The sequence below is a fragment of the Tahibacter amnicola genome (genome assembly GCF_025398735.1).
GTDB classification, from domain to species: Bacteria; Pseudomonadota; Gammaproteobacteria; order Xanthomonadales; family Rhodanobacteraceae; genus Tahibacter; species Tahibacter amnicola.
This window is the reverse complement of record NZ_CP104694.1, coordinates 4,394,725-4,416,223: the sequence shown is the minus strand read 5'-3', so window position 1 is coordinate 4,416,223 and position 21,499 is coordinate 4,394,725. Positions and strand designations below refer to the sequence as shown.

Genomic DNA, 21,499 nt, shown 5'->3' with positions numbered 1-21,499 from the left:
TTCTACTCCTTCGACTTCACGCCCAGCCCTTGCAGGTAGGCGATCAACGCTTCGATTTCGACGACCCCGGTCACCGCCTTCTTGGCGCCCGCGATATCCGCGTCGGTGTAGGGATCTCCCAGCGCGCGCAGCGCCCGCATGGATGCTTCGATGTCATCCGGATCGATCAGCGACTGGGTCAGCCAGGGATAGCCCGGCATATTCGAATCCGGCACCACTTCGCGCGGGTTGAGCAGGTGCACGCGGTGCCAGTCATCCGAGTAGCGGCCACCCACCCGGGCCAGGTCCGGTCCGGTGCGCTTGCTGCCCCATTGGAACGGGCGGTCGTATACCGATTCACCGGCCACGGAATAGGCGCCATAGCGCTGCACTTCCGATTCGAGCGTGCGCACCATCTGCGAATGACAGCCGTAGCAGCCTTCGCGAATGTAGATGTCGCGTCCGGCCAGCTGTAAGGCGGTGTAGGGCTTGACGCCGGGTGCCGGGGTGATGGCCTGGGCCTCGAACATCAGTGGAACGATTTCCACAATGCCGCCGAAGCTGATCGCGACGGCGATGAGGATCGCCATCAGGGTGATGTTTTTTTCGAGTTTCTCGTGCGAAATCATGGTGGGCCTCAGGCGGCGACGGCCATGGGAACCGCCGCGACGGGCAGGGCGGGCTGGGTTTCACGCGCGGTGGTCCAGGTTTTGCGGCAGTTCCACACCATCACCAGCATGCCGGCGAGGAAGAGCACGCCGCCGACCATGCGGGTGGCGTAGTACGGCCAGGTCTGGCGGACGGACTCGATGAAGGCGTAGGTCAGCGTGCCATCCGTGTTGGTGGCGCGCCACATGAGGCCTTGCATGACGCCGGCAATCCACATCGCGGCAATGTAGAGGACAACGCCCAGGGTTGAAATCCAGAAGTGCAGGTCGATCGCCTTGATCGAGTACATCTTCTCGGCGCCGACCAGGCGCGGATACATGGCGTAGATCGCACCGATGGAAATGAAGGCGACCCATCCCAGCGCGCCAGCGTGTACGTGGCCGATAGTCCAGTCGGTGTAGTGGCTGAGTGCATTGACGGTCTTGATCGACATCATCGGCCCCTCGAAGGTGGCCATGCCGTAGAAGGACAGGGACACAATCAGGAACTTGACGATGGGGTCGTCGCGCAGCTTATGCCAGGCGCCCGAGAGCGTCATGATGCCGTTGATCATGCCGCCCCAGCTGGGGGCCAGGAGAATGAGCGAGAACACCATGCCCAGCGACTGCGCCCAGTCGGGCAGGGCGGTGTAGTGCAGATGGTGCGGACCTGCCCACATGTAGACCGAGATCAGCGCCCAGAAGTGCACCACCGACAGACGGTAGGAGTAGATCGGACGCCCGATCTGCTTGGGCACGTAGTAGTACATCATGCCGAGGAAGCCGGCGGTCAGGAAAAATCCGACCGCGTTGTGGCCGTACCACCACTGCACCATCGCATCCACTGCGCCGGAGTAGATCGGATAGGACTTGGTCCAGCTGACCGGAATCGCCAGGCTGTTGACGATGTGCAGCACGGCGACGGTGAGGATGAAACCCCCGTAGAACCAGTTGGCCACATAGATGTGCTTGACCCGCCGGCGCGCGATGGTGCCGAAGAAGACGACGGCGTAAGCCACCCACACCAGCGCGATGAGAACGTCGATCGGCCAGATCAGTTCGGCGTATTCCTTGCCCTGCGTCAGCCCCAGCGGCAGCGTGATCGCGGCCAGCACGATGACGGCCTGCCAGCCCCAGAACGTGAAGGCCGCCAGCCGGTCGCTGAAGAGGCGTGCATGACAGGTACGCTGCACAACGTGATAAGCGGTGGCGAACAACGCGCATCCACCGAAGGCGAAAATCACTGCGTTCGTGTGCAAGGGCCGCAATCGCCCGTAGGACAGCCAGGCGACATCGAAATTGAGTGACGGCCACGTGAGTTGCGCGGCGATGAAAACGCCCAGTGCCATGCCGACCACGCCCCAGACGAGCGTGGCGATCATGAACTGGCGTACGACTTTGTCGTTGTAGACGTCCGGCGTGTGCATGGGAATCCTCGGCTATCGCGGAGCAGTGTGCCGTTGCGGCGCACTGGTCCTTTTGATTTCGATCAATTCCGCAGCAGTCGCGCCGTCATCACAGTGCGGCGGGTGGGCGAATGCTGCGACGCTCCGTCGCAGGGGCCTGTTCGCCAGGTCCTTGCGCGCCCAGTTCAACTTCGTCCCGGTATTCGGGCACACTGGCCGGCCATCCCAGTTCATGCGCAATGCGCGAGCGCAAGGCATCGGCAGCTGCCGGTTCGCCGTGGGTGACGAAGACATGGCGCGGTGCCCGCGACGCGGTGCGCATCCAGGCGATCAGTTCGTTCGCGTCCGCATGGGACGAGGCGCTGGTGAGCGCGACGACTTCGGCGCGGACGTCGACATCCTGGCCGTGAATCCGCAGTGTGCTGGCGCCGGCGGCCAGCGCGGCGCCGCGCGTCCCTCCCGCCTGGTAGCCGGCGAGAATGATCATGTTGCGCGGATGTGGCGCGTAGGACGTGAGGTGGTGCAGCACGCGGCCGCCGGTCGCCATGCCGCTGCCGGCAATAATGACCATGGGGCCCGGCCGGCTGTGCAGCGCGCGCGAGTCCTCCATTGAATTGACGTAATGGGCGGCCTTGCACATCGCCTCGCAGTCGCCGCGCGAGAGCCGGTGTTCCTTGCGGTATCGGTGAAACAGGCCGGTGACGTCGATCGCCATCGGGCTGTCCAGATATACCGGTATCGATGGAATCGCGCCGGCGCGCTTGAGCTGGGCGATGTGGTGCAGCAGCAGCTGCGTACGGCCGACGGCGAATGCGGGAATGACAGCGACCCCGCCGCGCGCGGCAACGCGGCGCAGGGCACTGCCTAATTCCTGTGCGATATCAAACTGTGGATGCAGGCGATCGCCGTAGGTGGATTCCACCACGAGCCAGTCCACGTCGCCCAGATCGGATGGCGGCGCCATGAGGTCGTCGTCCGGCCGGCCCACATCGCCGCTGAAGACCAGCGACCGACCGTGTGACCGCAACGCGACGCGCGCGGCGCCGAGGATATGCCCCTGGGTGTGGAACTGCGCGTGGACACCGTGCACCGGTTCGAACGGTTCTTCAAACGATGCGGTTCGAAACTGCTTCAGGCAGCGGCGCGCGTCGGCTTCGGTGTACAGGGGCAGCGCCGGGTTGTGCTTGGAGAAGTGCCGGCGGTTGGCGAAGTCCGCATCGTCTTCCTGGATGCGCGCCGAATCGGTCAACAGGATCTCGCACAAGGCCGCCGTCGCCGGCGTGGCCCAGATCGCGCCGCGAAATCCCGAGCGGGCCAGCCGCGGCAAATATCCGCTATGGTCGATGTGCGCGTGGGTGAGCACCACGGCGTCGATCGAGGCGGGCTCTACCGGGAACCGCGACCAGTTGCGCAGGCGCAGCGTCTTGTAGCCCTGGAACAGGCCGCAATCGACCAGGATGCGCTTGCCATGGGTTTCGACAAGGTATTTCGAGCCGGTCACGGTGCCGGAAGCGCCAAGGAATGTGACGCGAAATGGGATCGAAGAGCTGGACATGGGGCGCTCCTTAGGCGTGTACCCCACTGTGCCGCCGCGCGCCTGGTGACACGTTGACCAGGATCAATCCGCGCGATTTGCACCGTCCGCCTAGGATTCGTCGCAGGCTGCTTCGACGGCAGTGGATCTCTCCACGCGCCGGCTGCGGTCGTTCTGCAAATGCAGCACGTGGTCAATCTTCTCGTGGAGGTGGCGAATTTCCAGCTCTGCCTTGAGGTTGACGCGATAGTCATGTTCGGCGCGCTCGCGGTCGCGGGCGGCCGAACGGTTCTGGCTCATGAGGATGATCGGCGCCTGTATGGCTGCCAGGCAGGACAATGCCAGGTTGAGAAGAATGAAGGGGAACGGATCGAAGACACTGCCCGCAGGTAACAGGCTGTTGATGCAGATCCACGCTACCAGCGTTCCGCCAAAGCTGGCCAGGAACGTCCAGCTGCCGCCGAAGGCGGCAATACGGTCCGACAATCGTTCGCCGAACGTGACGTGTTCCGGGCCTGCCTGTATGTCGTGACCCGCATGGGAACTGCCGTGGCGTTCGCGAGCGACCGAATCGCGGATGTATGCCTGGCGGAGCTGATCCAGGTCGCGTTCGCAGATGCGGCCACTGGTACGGTAAGACGGATGGCTTTGGTGCAGGTACAGGCGCAAAGCCGGCCGGAGTGAGGAAAGCGGCCAGGACTGGTCCGGCATGACGCGCTCGCCACACACGACGCAGCGCATCCGTAGGTGGGAACGGTGGACCAGCGTTTCGCTGGCGATAGGGCTGGCTGGCATGGTCACAGGGTCAGCGCGTGGGTGACGAGGGTGTGGTCGTCGCTGCAGACCCGGCGTTCGAATCCGAGGTCCCGGGCCAGGTGCTGCATGGCGACATTGTCGGCCAGATCGATGGACACCATGGTCCGGATTCCGCGGATCCGGGCTTGCTGGATCAGGTGGCGCATGAGGATCGTGCCAAGCCCGTGGCGTTGCCACTCGTCCGCAACCGTGACGGCGCATTCGCACGCGGCGTGATCCGGTGTCTCGCTGAAACGGGAAACGCCGACTTCGCGGATTTCTCCATTTTCGTGCACGAGCGCGATGAAGGCCGCGGAGGTGGCGTAGTTGAGGTCGCACAGTTGGCGGACAAACGTTTCACTGAATTGGCCGACCTGGCCGAGAAAGCGCATCCGGCGTGTGGCGGGCGACAGTGATTCCAGGAAATGGCGCTCCAGTGGGGCGTCTTTTGCGTGTATCGGACGGATCAGCACATGGCGCCCATCCTTGAGCTGTTCGATCCAATGCGGCTGGTTGCCTGGAAATGCCAGGGCGGCCAGCGCCATCGCGGAGATGTCCGTGGTCGGCGGAAGGAGGTTCGGATCGGCGTGGGAAGGGGTGGACACGTGGGTGCTCCCGATGAGTTCGGGACCAGCATCGCGCAAGTCGGGCGCCCGTGATTGACGCGGATCAACTGCGCGCCACCATCGTCAATGGCCAAGGAGGGCCAGCACGATCTCGATAAGGATAAGCAGGACGATGGCCACTTCCAGCCATTCGGCGCGTCGGCTCGAGGCTTCGTCGTAGAGCGCGGTGTAGGTGTCGCGGATGGTGGCCAGTTTGCGGTTCACCGCCGCGGCAACATTGAGCACGCGGAATTGCTCCAGTGCTGCCGAGTACACGCGGGCCAGATGCACATCCTCGGTGACCTTGAGGGCGTTATCGACCTTGCCGGTCAGTTCCGTCACTTCCGCGACCAGGGTGTGCAGCTTGCGGGCGAGCTTGGCGAAGCGCCGCGCGATCGGGAAGGCCGCGTGCCGGTAGGCCTGGCCCAGGCCCCGGTGCATCTGTTCCAGCTCCTCGTCCAGCAGGGCGTCGTAGTAGCGGAACTCGACCAGCTGCGCGTTGGCGACCTCCAGGACGTCGAGAATGTCGCTGTCCGCGTGCGGGTCGTACAGGAAGGCGCGGTCCCAGCCGAGGATGACGAGATCCTCATCGAAGTAAGAAAAGTGCCTTTGCAGCATTTCGCGCTGCGCCGAAGCGGACAAGGGTCGCATCTCGCCCGACAGCAGGCGCGGCAGTACTGGCTGCGTCAGCAGCTCGGTGGCGTGTACCGGTGGTACGTCGAGCCGACGGATGACGCCGACCAGGTATTCCTCGTCGAGCGTTTCGGTGGACGGCTTGTAGAGTGCGCTTGCGACGGCGTCGCGCACCTGCGCGAGCAGCGGCGTCCAGAATGCCCCCGCATCGTGGCCGGCACAGGCGTCCAGCGCATCCAGCCGACTGGCGAACGCCGGCCAGTCCAGATGCTCCAGCGATATGCGCAGCGAGAGGGCGATGACGCCGAAGTCGTACAGGCGTGCGGTGACCTCACCGCGGCAGGATTGATTGTCTAGCGTCACCAGGACAGTGCCCAGGTCCAGCTGCAGCGGCGCGACCTCGAAGGCAAGGGCCTTGGCCGGGGTCGTGCTCAGACAGGCACGTTCGGCGGTTCCACCGGTTCGCCGATGCCATGTGGCCTGCGCGACGGCCAGGTCGATGGCGTAAGCGACGTCAAACACGCGCAGGGCCAGAAGGTTTGCCGCGACGATGGCATGCGAGGTGGCTGTCATCCCGTTTCCCGAAGGAGGGTGCCCTACCCATTGGCGGCGCCAGCGTGATCGATCACCATGCACGCGGTCAACCCGGGAAATGCCGATGCGCCAGCGCCGCCCGCCTACGTCACCGCCATCGGCAGTTCGACCTGCCGCCAGCGGGGCGCGCTACCCGTTGTGGTTGCTGGGTGCGTTCCTGGCCTACTGGATCATCCTGGCCATCAAACCGTGGTACCGCTCCGACTGGATCCTGGAGAACGTGCTGGTGGCGATCAGCGTACCGCTCCTGGTCGCGACGTATCGCCGGCACCGGTTCTCCAACGCGAGCTACTCGCTGTTGTTCCTGTTCCTGGTGCTGCACGAAACCGGTGCGCACTACACCTATGAAAAAGTACCGTACGACGCCTGGTTCCAGGCGCTGAGCGGCCACACCCTCAGCGGCCTGCTGGACCTGGAACGCAATCATTTTGACCGGCTGGCGCACTTCCTGTTCGGCTTGTTGCTGACGCCCGTCATGGGCGAGCTGGTCGATCAGCGTTCACCCCAGCAGGGCGCCTGGCGGTTCCTGGTGCCGGTAGCGATGATCGGATTTCTTTCGGCGGTGTTCGAGTTGATTGAATGGGGCGCGGCGATCCTCTTTGGTGGCGACCTGGGGCAGGCCTACCTTGGGACACAGGGGGATGTCTGGGACGCGCACAAGGATATGGCGCTGGCTATCGGTGGTGCCGTGATCGCACAGCTTGGCTCGTCCTGGATGCGATTGGCTCAGGTATCTGCACCAAAGGCGAGATAGATCGCCCGACGCCCTTCGAGGGTGGCCTGGGCGCCCTCGATGAGGCGCTTGACGTGTGCCGCATCCGAATGACGTCGCGCAAATTCCAGGGCCATGCCGCTGGAGCGCAAGGTGCGATGGCTGCCGTCGATACGAACCTGCTGGTCGGTGATGTTCAGGGGTTCCAGGCCGTCGGTGAGATTGTTGGCGAGCAACGCCAGGCGCGGATGCGACGGTTCACCGCTGACGGCGATCACGCCCGGTGAATCCGCGTTTCCGTCGTCGGCCTCAACGGCAACGGCGCAGGCGGAAGCCGGCGCGTGGCGGGTGCTCGCTACTGCCCGCCGGATGTGTTCGCGGACTTGCCGCGCCAGTTCGATGGCTCTGTCGGATGCATAGGGAATGTCCAGCAGTGCCAGCGCGTCGGCGAAGCCCACGACCCCCAGTGTGAGCCTAACCGGTGCGCACGGGCCGCTGACGAGGGCGGCGGCGCAGCGCAGGGCACAAAGACCGGTTTGCGCGCTGGCGAAATATGCGGCGGCGTCCCAGTTGCTGCGGGGCGATAGCGGATAGCGCACGGCGGCCGCGACATTGATCACGCCGCTAAGCTCACGCGTCCAGCCGATGCGGCGGGTGCCGGCGGTGGCGAGAATGCGTTCGTCCGGCAGAAAACACCAACTGGTCAGCGCCGCCCGCAGACGCTGTTCCCAGTGCGGCGCCTCGTCTGGTGGCACCGCCTTGGACAAGGCGATGGCAACGCGCTGCCAGGTTGCATCGATCGAGATATCCCGCAGCTGTCCCTCTTCACGCCAACGAAACCACGCATCCCAGGCGTCCACGGAAGCCGGGTCGCTGAACGGAACACCGGCCGGAAGGGCCAGCGCGGGGGAGGGCGAGGGTAGCCTTTGCATGGCGTGAGTGTTGCCGGAACCGCGTGCGGGCTACTTGAGCGAGGTCAATTCCGGCCGGCCAGTTACACACCGTTACGCACGGTTGCAGCTTCGTTGTCGTCCTGGCGGAGCCGACGGGTAGCCTGATCCCACACCAACGCTTACCCAGGACTTGCCATGAACGCCGCCCTTGCCACTCCGACGACCGAATCTGCCGCCCTGGTCTGGCCGCTCGTGGGTAACGACGTCGGCTTTGACAAGGGCCTTGATTTTGAACAGTTGCGCCAGCGTCTGCCGTTGACGCGTCGTCGTCTCAAGGCTGGCCAGTCACTTTATCGTGCCGGGCAGAAGTTCGACGCCCTGTACCTGGTGCACGCTGGCTTCCTGCGGGTATCGCAGGTCAGCGAAGATGGTCGCGAGCAGGTATTGGGATTCCGCATGCGCGGCGAACTGCTGGGTGCGGAGTCCATTGGCCTGCGCGCGCATGTCTGCGACGCCGTTGCGCTGGACTCGGCCGAAGTGTGGGAACTGCCGTATCCGGCAATGCTTCGCACCTGCGCTGAAATGCCGGAACTGCAGGCACGGCTGACAGCAGCCATGGCCGAAGAGATGCGCCGGGATCGTCAGTGGATGCTGGTGTTCGGAACGCTCAACGCCGAACAGCGCGTCGCAACCTTCCTGCTGGACCTGGCCGAGCGCCATGCAGGACTGGGTTACAGCGCGAAAAGCTACGTGCTGCGTATGAGCCGCATGGATATCGCCAGTTTCCTGGCCCTCAAGCATGAAACGGTCAGCCGCATCCTCACCCACCTGTCGGATATCGGGTGCATCCAGGTGCAACGGCGCGACGTCACCCTCCTCGACGAGCGACGTCTGCGTGCCATTGCCTGCCTGCGCTGTGCGTGAATAGCTGCGCGTGCCATCCGATGCCTGCCTGCGCTGTGCGTGAATAGCTGCGCGTGCCATCCGAGGGGTCAGGCCCCGTCCAGTGCCCTGCGCAGCGCCGCGGCGAGTTCTTCGCGGCGGTACGGCTTCCGTAGCAGATCGAAGGTGTCACCGGCGTCAGGACGGTGCGGCGTGCGCTCATAGCCGGAGGTCAGCAGCACCGGAAGGTCTGGACGCGATTGCCGCGCGGTCCGCGCCAACTCGTCGCCGGTCATGCCGTCGCCGAGAATCACGTCCGAAAACAGCATCGAGATCGCTGGCGATCTGGCCAGCTGTTCCAGCGCACCGCGGGCGTCGGTGGCGACGATGACGTCGTAGCCCAGGCTGCGCAGGAAGGCCACGGCGACGTCGAGTACCAGCGGTTCGTCCTCCACCACGAGAACGGTTTCCCGGCCTCCTTCGATCGGCAGCTTGGTGATTGCCTGGGACCGTGCCTCGCCCTGGTGGACCGGCAGGTAAAGATCCACATGGGTACCGTAGCCCAGCTGGCTGTCGATACTCAGGTGTCCGCCGGATTGCTTGGCAAATCCGTAGACCATGCTCAGGCCCAGTCCGCTGCCCTTTCCGTACTCCTTTGTGGTGAAGAAGGGATCTAGCGCGCGCGACAGCGTTTCCGGGGTCATGCCGGTGCCGGTGTCGGTCACGCTGAAGACGACATAATCACCTGGCGTAATGGCTTCGCCGGCGTGCGCGGGCTCGGTTACGGCGACCTTGCGCACGTTGATATCCAGCCGACCGCCGCGCGGCATCGCGTCGCGCGAGTTGAGCGCCAGGTTCACAAGGGCGGCGTCGAGTTCCGCCGGATCGGCATGCACGTTGGGAACGCGTTCGTCGCAGGTGATGCGAACGGCGATCTGCTCGCCGAGTGTGCGTCGCAGCATCACACCCAGCTCGTCGAGCAGCGCCTGCGGGGCAAGCGAGCGCGGCGTGAGGCGCTGGCGACGGGCAAATGCCAGAAGCTTGCGGGTGAGGGCGGAACCCCGATCAACCGCGCGCAGCGCGGCGCCGATCGTGGTCTGCGCGGGAGAATTTTCCGGAAGCTCTGCTTCGAGCAGCTGCAGGTTTCCCGATACCACCGTCAGCAGATTGTTGAAATCGTGGGCTACGCCGCCGGTGAGCTGGCCGATCGCATCCAGGCGCTGCGCATGGGATAGCTGGTCTTCAGTGCGGCTGCGTTGAACGGCCGCTGCGATGAGGTTGGCAATTGACTGCAGCAGATGCATGGCGTCGCGATCGAACACGCGCGGCTCCTGGTTCAGTGCGACCAGGGTGCCCATTGTCTGGCCCCGGTCGAACAAGGGCACCGACACGGCGTTGGCGTAACCGGCATGCGCGAAGAGGGCGGTAGTGCTCGCTGGCGTTGCCGTGGATGGCTGGAATTCGGCGGCGCTCAGATTGGACGGCAGCGTGTCTGTCCAGCCATGTTCGGCCTGCACCACGAACTCACCCTGGTCGCGATTGACGAGAAGGATCGCCACCGCGCTCACCTTCAGCGCCTGGCAGACGCGTTCGGGCACGCTGTCGAGGAGCGCCGCATTGTCGCGGGCCTCCAGGGCCAGCTGTCCGATCTGCGCGACGCAGGCGTCGTAGCCGGCGCGAATCAGCGCCTGGCGCGCACGCTGGGTTTCCGATACGTCGCGTACGGACGCGGCAAACAGCGACTCGCCGTCGACCAGCAACGGGCTCAGCGCAATCTCAGTCGGAAACTGCGAGCCATCCCGGCGCAGGCCGATCAGTTCCTGGCCGGCGCCCATCGGACGCACCCGCGGAGAGCTGGCGTAGCGCTCGCGGTGACCGCGATGCGCCTGCCGTGCTGATTCCGGCAGGAGAATCTCGATCGGTTGCGCGTCCAGCTCGCCAGGTGCGTAGCCGAACAGCCGTTCGGCCTGCGGATTGGCCAGCACGATGCGGCCGTTGCGATCGACGACGATCATCGCATCGGGCGCGGTTTCGAAGAGGGCTTCGAACAGGGCGGGGCGGGTGGGTGTGGTCATCAGGAGCGCGACACCTCGGCGGCGAAGAGGTACCCGGCGCCGCGCACGGATTTGAGCAGCGCCGGTTTGCTGCTGTCCACCTCGATCTTGCGTCGCAGGCGCGTGATCTGCATGTCAATGGCGCGATCGTAGGGGCCGGCTTCGCGGCCGTGCAGGCGGCTCATCAGATCGTCACGGGAGAGCACGCGGCCGGGTTCCCCGACGAACACGCAAAGCAGATCGAATTCACCGGTGGTGAGCGGGATATCGCCGGTCGGGCCGGCCAGTGTACGGCTACGCATATCCATGACGAAGCCGGCGAAGGTGAGCCGGCTGTCCGATTTCGCGGTCGCTTCGGGCAGGGCGACGCGCGCGGGCGCCGCACGGCGCAACACGCTGCGCACGCGCGCGAGCAATTCGCGCAGGTCGAAGGGTTTGGCGACGTAGTCGTCGGCTCCCAGCTCCAGGCCCACGACGCGATCCACCGATTCGCCCCGGCCGCTGACAATGATCACGGCACCGTGCCACTCGCGGCGTAGTTCGCGGGTCAGGTCCAGGCCGTCGTCGCCGGGCAGGCCCAGATCGAGCAGGATCAGGTCGACCGCCTCGCTCACGATGATCTGGCGCATGCGGTTGCCGTCGCTGGCCGTGCTGATACGATAGCCATGCGAACCCAGATACCTCTGCAGCAGGCTGACAACTTCATCGTCGTCGTCGACGATCAGAATGTGCGCGGAGGCCGCGGATGGTGTTCCCGTTGTGGACATAGGGCGCAATAGCAGGCGGACTGCCGCCGAGTCTATCAAGCGGCGGCAGCTGCCGGGATGGGGTTCCACCAGCCACACAGTTGATCCGTGTCAATCGGTTCGCTGGAAGCAGTGGCATCCTGGCGTCGTAGGCTGGCATCTTGCCGGATCCTGGAAAACCCCCTGGAGGGTATCGAGCATGAAACTTCTTCTCGCCGTTGACGGTAGCGAGCACAGCAAGCGGGCCGTGAAATATGTGCTGTCGCACTGGCGCGACGATCCCGCAGCTGCCATCACGGTGCTAAACGTGGATCCACCATTGATGCGTCGCGTCGCGAACGCACTCGGCCGCGAGGATATCGACCGCTACCACGCCGACAACGCCGAAGCCGCGCTGCGCTACGCGCGGACGAGCTTCAAGCGTGCGGGCATCGCCATCGACCACAAGGCGGTGGTCGGCGACCCCGCCGCCGTGATCACGCGCACTGCGACGCAGGGCAAGTACGACCTCGTGGTCATGGGTTCGCACGGCCGCGGCGTATTCGGCAATTTGCTGCTTGGTTCGGTGGTGACCAAGGTGCTTAGCGGTTGCCAGGTTCCCGTACTGATCGTGCGCTGAAGGAGCCGGGCATGCGCGACATTCTCGTTCCGATGACGGCAGTGCTGCCGCTCCAGCCTCATGTGGAATATGCTGCGCGGTTGGCAAAAGCGATGTCGGGCAGCCTGACGGGCTTGTATGCCCTGCAGCCTTTCCTCGACGGACCAGAGCTGAACACGCCGTCGGCGATCGGCACGGCCGTCGCGTACCTGTTGGAGCAACGGCGTGCCGCGGCCGAGGGCGAGGTACCATTTCTTGCCTGGGCACGCAGCCACGGTGTGGGAACGGCGCGCTGGTCGGTGATTACCGGCCCGTATTCCGCTTCTATTGCCCGTGCCGCGGCCTGGCACGACTGCGTCGTGGTACGCGCCACGACGGACTCGGACGCAGGCTCACTGCATGCCCTGGGCGAAGTACTGCTCACTTGTGGCATCCCCTGCATTGTTGTGCCGGACGCTGCCGCGACGGCACCGGTCCCACGGTGCGTCGCCGTCGCCTGGAACGGGTCCGCCGAATCAGTGCGCGTCCTCCGCGCGGCTATGCCACTGCTTTTGCAGGCGCAGGAAGTGGTCATTCTCGCCAGTGCGCATCCCGTCCAGTCGCAGCCGCCGGTGTGGGATGACACATTTGATCTTGTGCGCTACCTTGCTGACGCGGGCTGTCGCGCGCGCCGTCACGATGTCCTCGTCGATAGCGAGCACGCAGGTCCCCAGCTACTGCGCGAATCCGCGCGGTGCGGCGCCCAGATGCTGGTGATGGGGGCCTACGGACGGAGCCGTTTCAGCGAGTGGGTACTGGGCGGCGCTACGCGTCACGTGCTGGCGAACAGCCCGGTTCCGGTTCTGTTCCGCCATTGATGGGCGTTCTGCGGGCCTGGCTTGAGGCGTCGCTGCGCAAGCTGTCGCCGGTGTTTCAACACGCATCGACGCCGTCTCAGCTTTCCGGCATGACCCGGTTTCGCCCGGCCCGCTTGGCACGGTACAGCTGCATATCCGCCCCCGCGAGCAACTCTGCCGGACTCAGGCCGGCATGCCAGGCGCACACGCCGGCGCTGATCGTAACCCGCAGCCCTGGCTGCAGTGACGTCCAGTCGTAGCACTCAATGGCACGGCGGATGCGATCGCAGATGGTGATGCCGTCCTGCGGGCCGGCATCGGGCAGGGCCAGCGCGAATTCCTCGCCGCCATAGCGGCACACGCGGTCGAACGGTCGGCAATGCTCACGGATCAGTGTCGCCACTGTGCGCAGGACTACATCGCCCATGGCGTGGCCGAACTCGTCGTTGACCCGCTTGAAAAGGTCCAGGTCCAGCATCGCTACCGCCAGAGCGGACTGGGCGCGCTCGCAGCGACGGATCTCCACCTGCAGCTGCTGGTCAAAATCGCGTCGGTTGGCAAGACCGGTCAGGGGATCTTGCCGGCTCAACAGTTCCAGGTCCGCCTTCTGCTGCTCCAGCTCGTGCAGCAGGGCGACGTTCTCTTCGTTGGCCCGTCGCAGTGCCACAGTCCGGTCGAGCACGCGCTGTTCCAGATCATCGTGGGCCCGATGGACTTCGTCCTCAAGCCGGCGCCGGACGGTCACGTCCATGATGACGCTCAGGATGAGACGCCACTGGCCGACCTGCAACGGCTTGAGTGCGATCTCCACTGGTACGAGCGTGCCGTCGCGACGACGTGCGAAGAGCGGGCGATCGCGGCCCATCGGGCGTGGTTTTGGGTCAGCGGCGTAGGCTTCACGCAGGGTTTGATGGCCGGCACGGTAGGCATCGGGCACGAGACATTCGACCGCTTCGCCGATCAGCGCATCGCGCGCATAACCGAACAGGCTTTCGGCTTCGCGATTGAGCAGCCGGATGATGCCGCGTGTGTCGGCGACGATGAGACCGACCGGAGCTGCTTCGAAAATCTCCGTCATCAGGTCCAGGGCGCTGCGCAGATCAGCAGTAATCGGTGTGGCGGCGTTGGTCATGGGATGTCAGGAAGGTCTGGCCTTCTTCACGGTCAGGACAACCACGCGCCGATGATTACGGCGATGTTGATGGCCACCACGCCCGCTATCACCGGCAGTGCATAGCGGATGCCTCCGACCAGCGCGGCGATGCATTTCATGATCGAGTTGGCGGTGAACGCGACAGCCAGTGCGAGTCCGGCGTCGGCAGCCGCCAGGGCCTTCGCATTGACCTGGTTGGCCAGGCTGACTGCCGCGGCATGGACATCCAGGAAGCCAGTTGCCGCCGCCGTGGCCATCACGCCGGTGCTGCCCAACCAGTTGCGCAGCCAGGACGAGAACAGCAGTGACCCGGCGACAATCAGCGAGAACAGCAACGCATGCGCCAGGGTGAAGTGCGATCCCAGCGCGGGCAGCGGCCCTTCCTGCGGGGAGCCTCGGCCGCTCCAGGTGAAGTAGCCGGCGGTCGCCAGCGTGACGGCAGCGGCCAGGAGTAGTGGCAAGGCCAGTTCCCGCAACAGAAGCGGCGACAGCACGGCGAAAATCAGCGCCAGCTGCGTGATCGTTGCAACGCAGGAAAGCAGGGCCGCCGCGATGGCCGCTGCGCGCATTCCCGGTTCCCGGGCGGCACGGTGGCCCATGCCCGCCACGGTCGCCGCACTGGAGACAAAACCGGCCAACAACCCGACCAGTGCCAGTCCGCGGCCAGCGCCCAGCAGCCGCAACGCGATATGCCCTGTGGCATTGATCGCAATGACGAGTACGGCGACCAGCCAGATCTGGCGCGGATTGAGCGCCTGCCACGGATCGACGACGCGGTCGGGAAGCAGCGGCAGCACGATCAGCACTGATGCCGCGAGCAGCAGGATATCGTTGAGTTCGCGCTCCGAAAGGACATTCCGCGTGAAATGGTGCAGGGCGTCCTTGCTCTGCAGCAGCGCGGCGACGATGACGAACAACGCTGCGGCAATCTGCGCATGGCCGATCGCCAGTGCGCCGAGGAAGTAGGTGGCAAGCAAGGCGTAGTGTGTGGTTTCAACCGACTGCTGTCCGGGTGGGCGCCGCGCGCCGACAAGCGCAATAGCCCCGATGACCAGGCTCCCGGCGACTACCGCGAAGATGTGAAGCAGGGCGGCCACGGCGCCCGTCAGGGCCACGACGGCGAAGGTGCGCACGCCGGCCTGTGCGGCGTTGCCGTCTTCACTCTTACGCTGCTCGCGCTCGATACCCAGCAGCAGTCCGCCGCCCAGCGCGCTCAGCAGTCCGTACAGCGATTCGGGCGTGAGGGGATCCATTGGTGGCGGAGGGGGTTCCCGGGATGTGGGGGTGGGGATAGTGTGCGCTGATCCTGTCGAATCCGCTTGATCTACCGCAGGGCCCGGGTTGATGCGGATCAAGTGGCTGGCGCTGTCGCCGACGCAGGATAGGCCGGCCAGCCATCCGTGCTGCCTTTCCTTCCGAGTACTGCCGTGGCGCATCGCATCACGATCATCCAGGGACATCCCGATTCCACTGCCGCTCACTTCTGCCACGGCCTTGCGGACGCATACGCGCGTGGTGCCGCCGAGGGGGGCACGCGGTGCGACGTATCGACGTGGCGACCATGGCGTTTCCGCTGCTGCGCAGCAAGCTGGATTTCTATAGCGGAAAAGTACCGGAATCGCTGCACCAGGCGCAGGACGATATCCAGTGGGCCGACCATGTCCTGCTGATCTACCCGCTCTGGCTGGGTGATCTTCCCGCGTTGACGAAGGGCTTTCTGGAGCAGGTGCTGCGGCCCGGTTTTGCGTTCCAGAGCAACGATGGCGGCACGTCCTGGCGGCGACAGCTGGGGGGCAGGTCGATCCGTGTCGTGGTCACCATGGGCTTGCCGGCCTTGATCTACCGGTGGTTCTACGGCGCACACAGCGTGCGCAGCCTGCGTCGCAACATTCTTTCCTTTTGCGGTTTCGGACCCATCCGGACGACCCTGGTCGGCCAGGTCGAGTCGCTCGACGACATGCGCCGGATCCGTTGGATCATGCGGCTGAGCGAGTGGGGACGGGCGGGACGCTAGGCAGAAGGCTCGCGTTGTGGAAACCCGCGCCGATGCGTTCGCTGTTCGGTATTGCCAGTGTGCATCGTTCCATGGGGATGACGACGACGCCTTGTGGAACACGCATCGTCGCCGCAGGCGACCCGAACTGGCAGGCAGCCGATGGTCGCCGTCAGGGGGGCGTTCCAGGCATCGCCGTTGCCGCCTTTCGCGGCGGCCGTGACGAAAGTGGGAGTACCTCATGATGATTGGTCAGTCGCCGGCATTCCAGACGTTCTTGTCCCAATTACGCCGGTTTGCCGGCTGTGACGCGCCGGTTCTGCTGGAAGGCGAAACCGGTACCGGCAAGGAACTGGCCGCCCGGGAAATCCATTACGGCAGTGCACGGCGTCACCATCCATTCGTGCCGATCAATTGCGGCGGACTGCCGGACACGCTGGTGGAAAGCGAGTTATTCGGACATCGGCGTGGCGCATTCACCGACGCCAAGACATCGCAGCCAGGCCTGATTGAAAGCGCCCGCGGCGGCACCCTGTTTCTCGATGAGGTCGATAGTCTTTCGCAAAAGGCCCAGGTCTCGCTGCTGCGCTTTCTCCAGGACTCGCATTACCGTCCGGTCGGAGGGACCGAAGTGTGCAAGGCGGACGTCCGCGTCGTCGCCGCCACCAATGCGGACCTTGAGGCCTGCGTCAACGAGGGAGCATTCCGCCGCGATCTCTTCTATCGGCTCAATTCCCTGCATATCCGCGTTCCGCCCCTGCGCGAACGGCGCAGTGACATCCCCCTGCTGGCGGCGCATTTTCTCGACGCAGCCGCGCAACGTCTGCGCGGAAATCACAAGACCTGGTCCGAACGCGCACTCGGCGTTCTCTCCAGCTACGCCTGGCCGGGTAATGTGCGCGAACTGGACAACGTCGTCTTCCGGGCATACCTGCATGCCGAAGAGCCGGTTGTCGAACTGCAGGATATCGGCGTCGCCGCGCCGGCCGTGACGCGCGATGTGGATGCTGCATGGATGGATATCTGCAATTACTGCGGCATTGCGTTCAGTGCAGCGAAGTCCCAGGCGGTTGCGCATTTCGAACGCCGTTACCTGACTGACCTGCTGCGTCGCACCGAGGGTAACGTCAGTGCCGCTGCACGACTGTCCGGCACGGAACGTCGCCAACTGGGCAAGCTGCTCAAGAAGCACCATATCGAAAGCAAGCGTTTCCGTACCCACGAAGCATGAGCCGTGGGTCGTCCCGGTCCCGGTCAGCGCGCAAGGTGGGTCACCAATTCCCCGCGCGGCTGACCTGCGTCCGGCAGAAATGGCGCTATTTCCGGAATTTCGTGCCTCATCAGGCAGGCATGGCGGTTGCACCTTCGCGGAAAACACCGCCCGAAGAGGAAGGCCGCCATGACATCCATCACCTCGCCCCTGTCAACCCGTTCTGAAGTTGCCGACGCTATCGTGAGTTATGTCGTCAGCCATCCGCAGGCAGCGGATACGCTCGACGGCATTGTGGATTGGTGGCTTCCGCAACAGCGCTACGAGACCGAACGCGGCCGGATCAAGCGGACGCTGGACCGCCTGGTGTCGTGTGGCGTGCTGAGCTGCCGTACCCTGGCTGATGGGGCGACGCTCTATGCCCTGGCCGAGGGATTGCGCGCCGACGCGAAAGGCCCGTCGGGAGATGAGTCGGCGCCGCGCGATCCGTAGCATGGTGGGCCCGCGTCCACAAGGCGGACGCGGGCCCCCGTATCAGCTGCCGTGATGGGAATGGTCCTGCTTTGCCGGCATTGATGGCTTCAGGGCATCGGTCGGCTTTTCCGTTCCATAGGGATGGCGGCGGTGCGGTCGTCCGAAATCCGGATCAGCGCTGACACGTCGTGCGATGGCGTTCTTGGGATAGCGGTACCAGCCCGGGTCGGAATAGTCGCCTGGCGCCTGGTCGTCGCGTACTTTCACGACGGTGAACATGCCGCCCATGTCGATCGGCCCGAACTGGCCGCGTCCACCCATCATAGGCAGCGTGTTTTCAGGGCCTGGCAGCCCCATGGCGACATGTTCCGAATGCTCTGCCATGCCGTGCTCGCCCATCGCCGCGAAGCCGGGCAGCATCCGACGGATCTCGGCTTCCACGCCGGACTGGTCCACACCCACCACGTTGGGAATGTCGTGCGCCATGGGGCCCATTGTGTGGTGCGCCATATGGCAGTGCAGCGCCCAGTCGCCCGGCTCGGTGGCCACGAACTCCAGGTCACGCATCTGGCCGACGCCGACCAGTTCGGTCACCTCCCGGCGCCATTGCGACTGCGGCCAGCGTCCGCCGTCGGAGCCGGTCACCCAGAACGGATTGCTGTGCAGGTGGATCGGATGATTCCACATCGACAAATTGCCGATCCGGATGCGCATGCGCTCGCCGGTACGCATCACCAGGTGCTCGATGGCGGGAAAGACTTTCGAGTTGAAAGTCCACAGGTCAAAGTCGAGCATCACGTTGGGGTCGGGCCGGTAGGTGCCCGGGTGCAGCGCCCAGTTGTGCAGCAGGAAGGCGTAGTCCCGATCGACAGGTACCGCTTCGCCGTCGCGGGGATGGATGATGAAAAGGCCCATCATGCCGAAGGCGAGCTGCGTCGTTTCGTCGGCATGCGGGTGGTACATGTGCGTGCCGTTCTGGCGCAACGTGAACTCGTACACAAAGGTCTCGCCCGGTTGGATCATCGGCTGGTTCAGGCCGCTGACACCGTCGAAGCCGTTGGGAAGGTCAATGCCGTGCCAGTGCACGGATGTCGGTTCCTTAAGGCGATTTGTGACGAAAAGACGAACCCGGTCGCCTTCAACGGCCTCGATCGTGGGGCCGGGCGTGGTGCCGTTGTAGCCCCAGCAAACGGCGCGGGATCCGGGGGCGAACTCGTGAACGATCTCCTCGGCGACGAGATGAAATTCCTTTACGCCCTCGTTGAGGTGATAGGGCAGGGTCCAGCCATTGAGCGTGCGCACGGGCCGGTACGCACCGGGTGGATGCGGCCGTGCGGGGGCCGTCGCCGGTTGCACCTGGGCCGTAGCAGGTCGCACGGTGGAGGCCAGGAGACTGGCGCTGCCGGCAGCGCCCATCCACTGCAGCAATTCACGTCGGGAGGTCATGGCGTGGTCTCCGGTGCCGGGGCATGGTCGTGGTGATGGTGGTGTTCCGGGGACTGTTCCGGCTGCGCGGACTTTTTCACCGCGTCTTCGTGCTTGGGCGTCGCGGCTGGCGTGCTGCCGTGTCCGTGATGATGCCCACCCTCAGGCTGGGGCGGGGTGACGATGGTGTCGATGTCGATCATCGGTGCCGCTGCTTCAGCGGCACTGGGCAGTTGCGTGCCGACGGCCCGCGCCAGTGCAGTGCGTGCCTGCCAATAGTCGCGCACGGACTCGATATAGCCCTGGTAGGCGTCGAACTCCTGCTGTTTCGCCAGTAGCAGCTCGAAGGTGCTCACCAGCATGTAGTTCTGCCGCTCGCCCTGGCGCTGCACGATGGCTTCCCGCTCCGGCAGCAGCGTTTTCCGGTACTCCTCGACGATGCCGCGGATGGCGGCGACCTGTTCGATGCCCTGCCGGACGTCGTTGTCGATCTGGCGCTCCAGCGTGGCAAGCCCGGCCTGGGCCAGCAGCAGTTGCGCGTCGGCACGGGCGATGGCTGCCTGGCCCTGGTGGAACAGGGGCAGCGCGAGCGACAGTGTCGGGCCCGTCATTCGCGCGCTGCCCGTTTCGCGTTCCTGCTCGACGCCAATTTCGACGCTGCCCAGCAGACGCCAGCGCTTCGCCAGGCGTAGCGCATCGGCCAGAAGAGCCACTTCGCGACGTGCCGCAGCCAGGTCCAGGCGAGAATCCGTGGCGAGTGCGAGCAGGGCGTCTGGCGGGTCTTCCGCCGCCACCGGCAGGCCGAGGGGCAAGGCAAACTTCCACTGGTGTGCCGCGGTGCCGGTCAATCCCAGTTTGGCGTTGAGGGTGAATCGGCGCCGGGTGGCTTCGGCCCGCGCTGTCGTCGCCGCGATGCGTGCGCTGGCCGCTTCGGCCTGTGCAAGACTGGATTCGAGTGCGCTGAAGGTACCCGCCTGGCGGTGCCGGGAAGCCAGTTCGGCCCCCAGCCCCGCGGCCTTGGCGACGGCTTCGCGCAGTTGCGCGACCTGTTCGGCGGCCGCCGCGGAATACCAGGCGTCCTCGATGTCGGCAGCCAGGTTCAGCAGCGCGCTGGCGATGGTCTGCTGGGCCCGCTCGTATTCGCCCTGGGCCCATTGCCGGCGGGACGGCAACAGCAGCAGGTCGCCGATCGCCGCCGTGATCCCCGTGGTGACGCGCCGGATGCCGCCGCCTTTCTGGGTCGACAGCGAAAGGCCCGGGTTCTCCAGCCGGCTGGACTCGATCACGTCCGCCCACGCAATGCCCAGCTGTGCATAGTGATGGGTGATCTCGGGGCTGGCCAGTTGCGCCACGGAAAAGGCGGTGGTGGGCGTCAGCGGTGTTCGGGTCAACTCGGCGACGCGGGCGTCGATGGCGCCACGTGCGTCGGGTGTGGCTGCCCACTGGAAGGTGGCTGGCAGACGCTCGCTCAGCCAGCGTTCCACGGCGGCATCGTCGCGTGGTGCCGTGGCGACGCAGCCACAAAGGAAAAGCGAGGCGAACGCCGCAGGCGTTCGCGCAAGAAGACGTTTCATGCTCAGGCTCGATCGGAGCAACGCCAGACGGCCGACGAGGCCGCTGCCAGCGTTGCGGTTCGCAAGGGCGCCTCGCGCTGAGGCGCATCGGGCGATCCGGGACGGATCGCTGCGCGGCAATCAGCCGATGGGCGGTCGCAGGGGCACTGGACGACGCAGATCGTCGCGTTGCGGGGCGCCGTGGATCGGCGCGGCGTGCGCGGGCTCAAGGCGCAGATCCAGGTCTGCCAGGGACGGCAGGCCCGGCCAGAGCAGTCCGTCGCAGGCGCACTGGCCCTTGGCACAACAGGAGTGGTCTTTCGTGTCGCCGGCTGTTGTGGACGGGTGATGGGTGGCGTGATTCATCGCATCGTGGTGGAGCGACGCGGCCTCTGCTACGTCGTCCGCAGGCTGGCAGTGCGCCGTAGGGGCCGTCGTCCTGTGCGCGCCGGTGCCGTGGCCCGCGGCGGCAGCCGGAACGCCATTGAGCACCAGAAGCAGGGCAAGCAGGATTTTTACGGCGACGCGCAGCACGACCTCTCCTCCGAAGCGCGCGTAAGGGTGCGTGCAGTTGCCGGAAGTTTCAAGTGCGGGAAGCGTCTGCGGCCCGGATGTTCCCGTTGGGCCCGGTTTGTCGTTCCTGGGAAGAGAACCGGCGGCATGGCGCCGCCGGGGCCATTGTGGGGCAGCCGGAGCGATCCATTGCCCGGAGGCCCGCCGTGGCCGTTACGATTTGCACTACGGGTACCTTCGGGTGGCCGTACGGATTCCCAGGGG

The 21,499-nt window shown here is 65.3% G+C and carries 21 protein-coding genes; 7 read left to right on the top strand and 14 right to left on the bottom strand.

Going from position 1 to position 21,499, the window contains the following annotated elements; genetic code table 11:
- Positions 1 to 2: 2 nt before the first annotated feature.
- The 6 genes from ccoO to N4264_RS17130 form a co-directional block, all read right to left on the bottom strand.
- Positions 3 to 608: a cytochrome-c oxidase, cbb3-type subunit II gene (gene ccoO, locus N4264_RS17155; protein WP_261693457.1), complete on the bottom strand. Its 606-nt coding sequence runs from the start codon at positions 606 to 608 to the stop codon at positions 3 to 5.
- A gap of 8 nt (positions 609 to 616) precedes the next feature.
- Positions 617 to 2,053 carry a cytochrome-c oxidase, cbb3-type subunit I gene (gene ccoN / locus N4264_RS17150; RefSeq protein WP_261693456.1) on the bottom strand — a complete coding sequence of 479 codons (1,437 nt, stop codon included), beginning with the start codon at positions 2,051 to 2,053 and terminating at the stop codon, positions 617 to 619.
- An 88-nt stretch (positions 2,054 to 2,141) separates the two neighbouring features.
- Positions 2,142 to 3,587 carry an MBL fold metallo-hydrolase RNA specificity domain-containing protein gene (locus tag N4264_RS17145; protein ID WP_261693455.1) on the bottom strand — a complete coding sequence of 482 codons (1,446 nt, stop codon included), beginning with the start codon at positions 3,585 to 3,587 and terminating at the stop codon, positions 2,142 to 2,144.
- 90 nt (positions 3,588 to 3,677) lie between these two features.
- The gene (locus tag N4264_RS17140; protein ID WP_261693454.1) at positions 3,678 to 4,361 is read right to left on the bottom strand and encodes a DUF1003 domain-containing protein; all 684 of its coding nucleotides are present in this window, start codon (positions 4,359 to 4,361) and stop codon (positions 3,678 to 3,680) included.
- Between the two features lie 2 nt (positions 4,362 to 4,363).
- On the bottom strand, positions 4,364 to 4,966 hold the full coding sequence (locus N4264_RS17135; protein WP_261693453.1) for a GNAT family N-acetyltransferase: 603 nt from the start codon (positions 4,964 to 4,966) through the stop codon (positions 4,364 to 4,366).
- An 84-nt stretch (positions 4,967 to 5,050) separates the two neighbouring features.
- Positions 5,051 to 6,172 (bottom strand): hypothetical protein, encoded by a 1,122-nt coding sequence (locus N4264_RS17130; protein ID WP_261693452.1) that lies wholly within the window; start codon positions 6,170 to 6,172, stop codon positions 5,051 to 5,053.
- A gap of 85 nt (positions 6,173 to 6,257) precedes the next feature.
- Here N4264_RS17130 and N4264_RS17125 point away from each other — a divergent pair, with 85 nt between their 5' ends.
- Positions 6,258 to 6,947, top strand: coding sequence for a DUF2238 domain-containing protein (locus N4264_RS17125; protein WP_261693451.1), 690 nt, complete (start codon positions 6,258 to 6,260; stop codon positions 6,945 to 6,947).
- On the opposite strand, the gene N4264_RS17120 is transcribed toward N4264_RS17125, so the two are convergent.
- The gene (locus N4264_RS17120; protein ID WP_261693450.1) at positions 6,920 to 7,837 is read right to left on the bottom strand and encodes a hypothetical protein; all 918 of its coding nucleotides are present in this window, start codon (positions 7,835 to 7,837) and stop codon (positions 6,920 to 6,922) included. The two genes, N4264_RS17125 and N4264_RS17120, sit on opposite strands and share 28 nt — an antisense overlap.
- Positions 7,838 to 7,993: 156 nt before the next feature.
- Here N4264_RS17120 and N4264_RS17115 point away from each other — a divergent pair, with 156 nt between their 5' ends.
- Positions 7,994 to 8,722 (top strand): Crp/Fnr family transcriptional regulator, encoded by a 729-nt coding sequence (locus N4264_RS17115; RefSeq protein ID WP_261693449.1) that lies wholly within the window; start codon positions 7,994 to 7,996, stop codon positions 8,720 to 8,722.
- A gap of 68 nt (positions 8,723 to 8,790) precedes the next feature.
- On the opposite strand, the gene N4264_RS17110 is transcribed toward N4264_RS17115, so the two are convergent.
- Both N4264_RS17110 and N4264_RS17105 read right to left on the bottom strand, forming a co-directional pair.
- Positions 8,791 to 10,755, bottom strand: coding sequence for a PAS domain S-box protein (locus N4264_RS17110; protein WP_261693448.1), 1,965 nt, complete (start codon positions 10,753 to 10,755; stop codon positions 8,791 to 8,793).
- On the bottom strand, positions 10,755 to 11,501 hold the full coding sequence (locus tag N4264_RS17105) for a response regulator (RefSeq protein ID WP_261693447.1): 747 nt from the start codon (positions 11,499 to 11,501) through the stop codon (positions 10,755 to 10,757). Before N4264_RS17105 ends, N4264_RS17110 begins: the two co-directional genes overlap by 1 nt.
- A gap of 178 nt (positions 11,502 to 11,679) precedes the next feature.
- Between N4264_RS17105 and N4264_RS17100 the strand changes: the two genes are divergently transcribed.
- Positions 11,680 to 12,099 (top strand): universal stress protein, encoded by a 420-nt coding sequence (locus N4264_RS17100; protein ID WP_261693446.1) that lies wholly within the window; start codon positions 11,680 to 11,682, stop codon positions 12,097 to 12,099.
- Between the two features lie 11 nt (positions 12,100 to 12,110).
- On the top strand, positions 12,111 to 12,935 hold the full coding sequence (locus N4264_RS17095) for a universal stress protein (RefSeq protein ID WP_261693445.1): 825 nt from the start codon (positions 12,111 to 12,113) through the stop codon (positions 12,933 to 12,935).
- A 76-nt stretch (positions 12,936 to 13,011) separates the two neighbouring features.
- On the opposite strand, the gene N4264_RS17090 is transcribed toward N4264_RS17095, so the two are convergent.
- Positions 13,012 to 14,046, bottom strand: a complete 1,035-nt coding sequence (locus N4264_RS17090) for a sensor domain-containing diguanylate cyclase (RefSeq protein WP_261693444.1) — start codon at positions 14,044 to 14,046, stop codon at positions 13,012 to 13,014.
- A gap of 32 nt (positions 14,047 to 14,078) precedes the next feature.
- Positions 14,079 to 15,320, bottom strand: coding sequence for an MgtC/SapB family protein (locus N4264_RS17085; RefSeq protein ID WP_261693443.1), 1,242 nt, complete (start codon positions 15,318 to 15,320; stop codon positions 14,079 to 14,081).
- Positions 15,321 to 15,604: 284 nt separating this feature from the next.
- On the opposite strand from N4264_RS17085, the gene N4264_RS17080 reads away from it, so the two are divergent.
- From N4264_RS17080 to N4264_RS17070, 3 genes are all read left to right on the top strand, one after another.
- Complete coding sequence (locus N4264_RS17080) at positions 15,605 to 16,081, top strand: NAD(P)H-dependent oxidoreductase (protein WP_261693442.1); 477 nt, start codon at positions 15,605 to 15,607, stop codon at positions 16,079 to 16,081.
- 220 nt (positions 16,082 to 16,301) lie between these two features.
- Positions 16,302 to 17,291: a sigma-54 interaction domain-containing protein gene (locus N4264_RS17075; RefSeq protein ID WP_261693441.1), complete on the top strand. Its 990-nt coding sequence runs from the start codon at positions 16,302 to 16,304 to the stop codon at positions 17,289 to 17,291.
- A gap of 168 nt (positions 17,292 to 17,459) precedes the next feature.
- Entirely contained in the window at positions 17,460 to 17,762 is a 303-nt protein-coding gene (locus tag N4264_RS17070) for a hypothetical protein (protein ID WP_261693440.1), read from the top strand.
- Between the two features lie 42 nt (positions 17,763 to 17,804).
- On the opposite strand, the gene N4264_RS17065 is transcribed toward N4264_RS17070, so the two are convergent.
- The 3 genes from N4264_RS17065 to N4264_RS17055 all read right to left on the bottom strand — a co-directional run bounded on the left by N4264_RS17065 (position 17,805) and on the right by N4264_RS17055 (position 21,256).
- Positions 17,805 to 19,190, bottom strand: a complete 1,386-nt coding sequence (locus N4264_RS17065; protein WP_261693439.1) for a multicopper oxidase family protein — start codon at positions 19,188 to 19,190, stop codon at positions 17,805 to 17,807.
- Positions 19,187 to 20,743: a TolC family protein gene (locus tag N4264_RS17060; protein WP_261693438.1), complete on the bottom strand. Its 1,557-nt coding sequence runs from the start codon at positions 20,741 to 20,743 to the stop codon at positions 19,187 to 19,189. The genes N4264_RS17065 and N4264_RS17060 overlap by 4 nt, the downstream gene beginning before the upstream one ends.
- 120 nt (positions 20,744 to 20,863) lie before the next feature.
- Positions 20,864 to 21,256, bottom strand: coding sequence for a CopL family metal-binding regulatory protein (locus N4264_RS17055; RefSeq protein WP_261693437.1), 393 nt, complete (start codon positions 21,254 to 21,256; stop codon positions 20,864 to 20,866).
- Positions 21,257 to 21,499 lie beyond the last annotated feature (243 nt).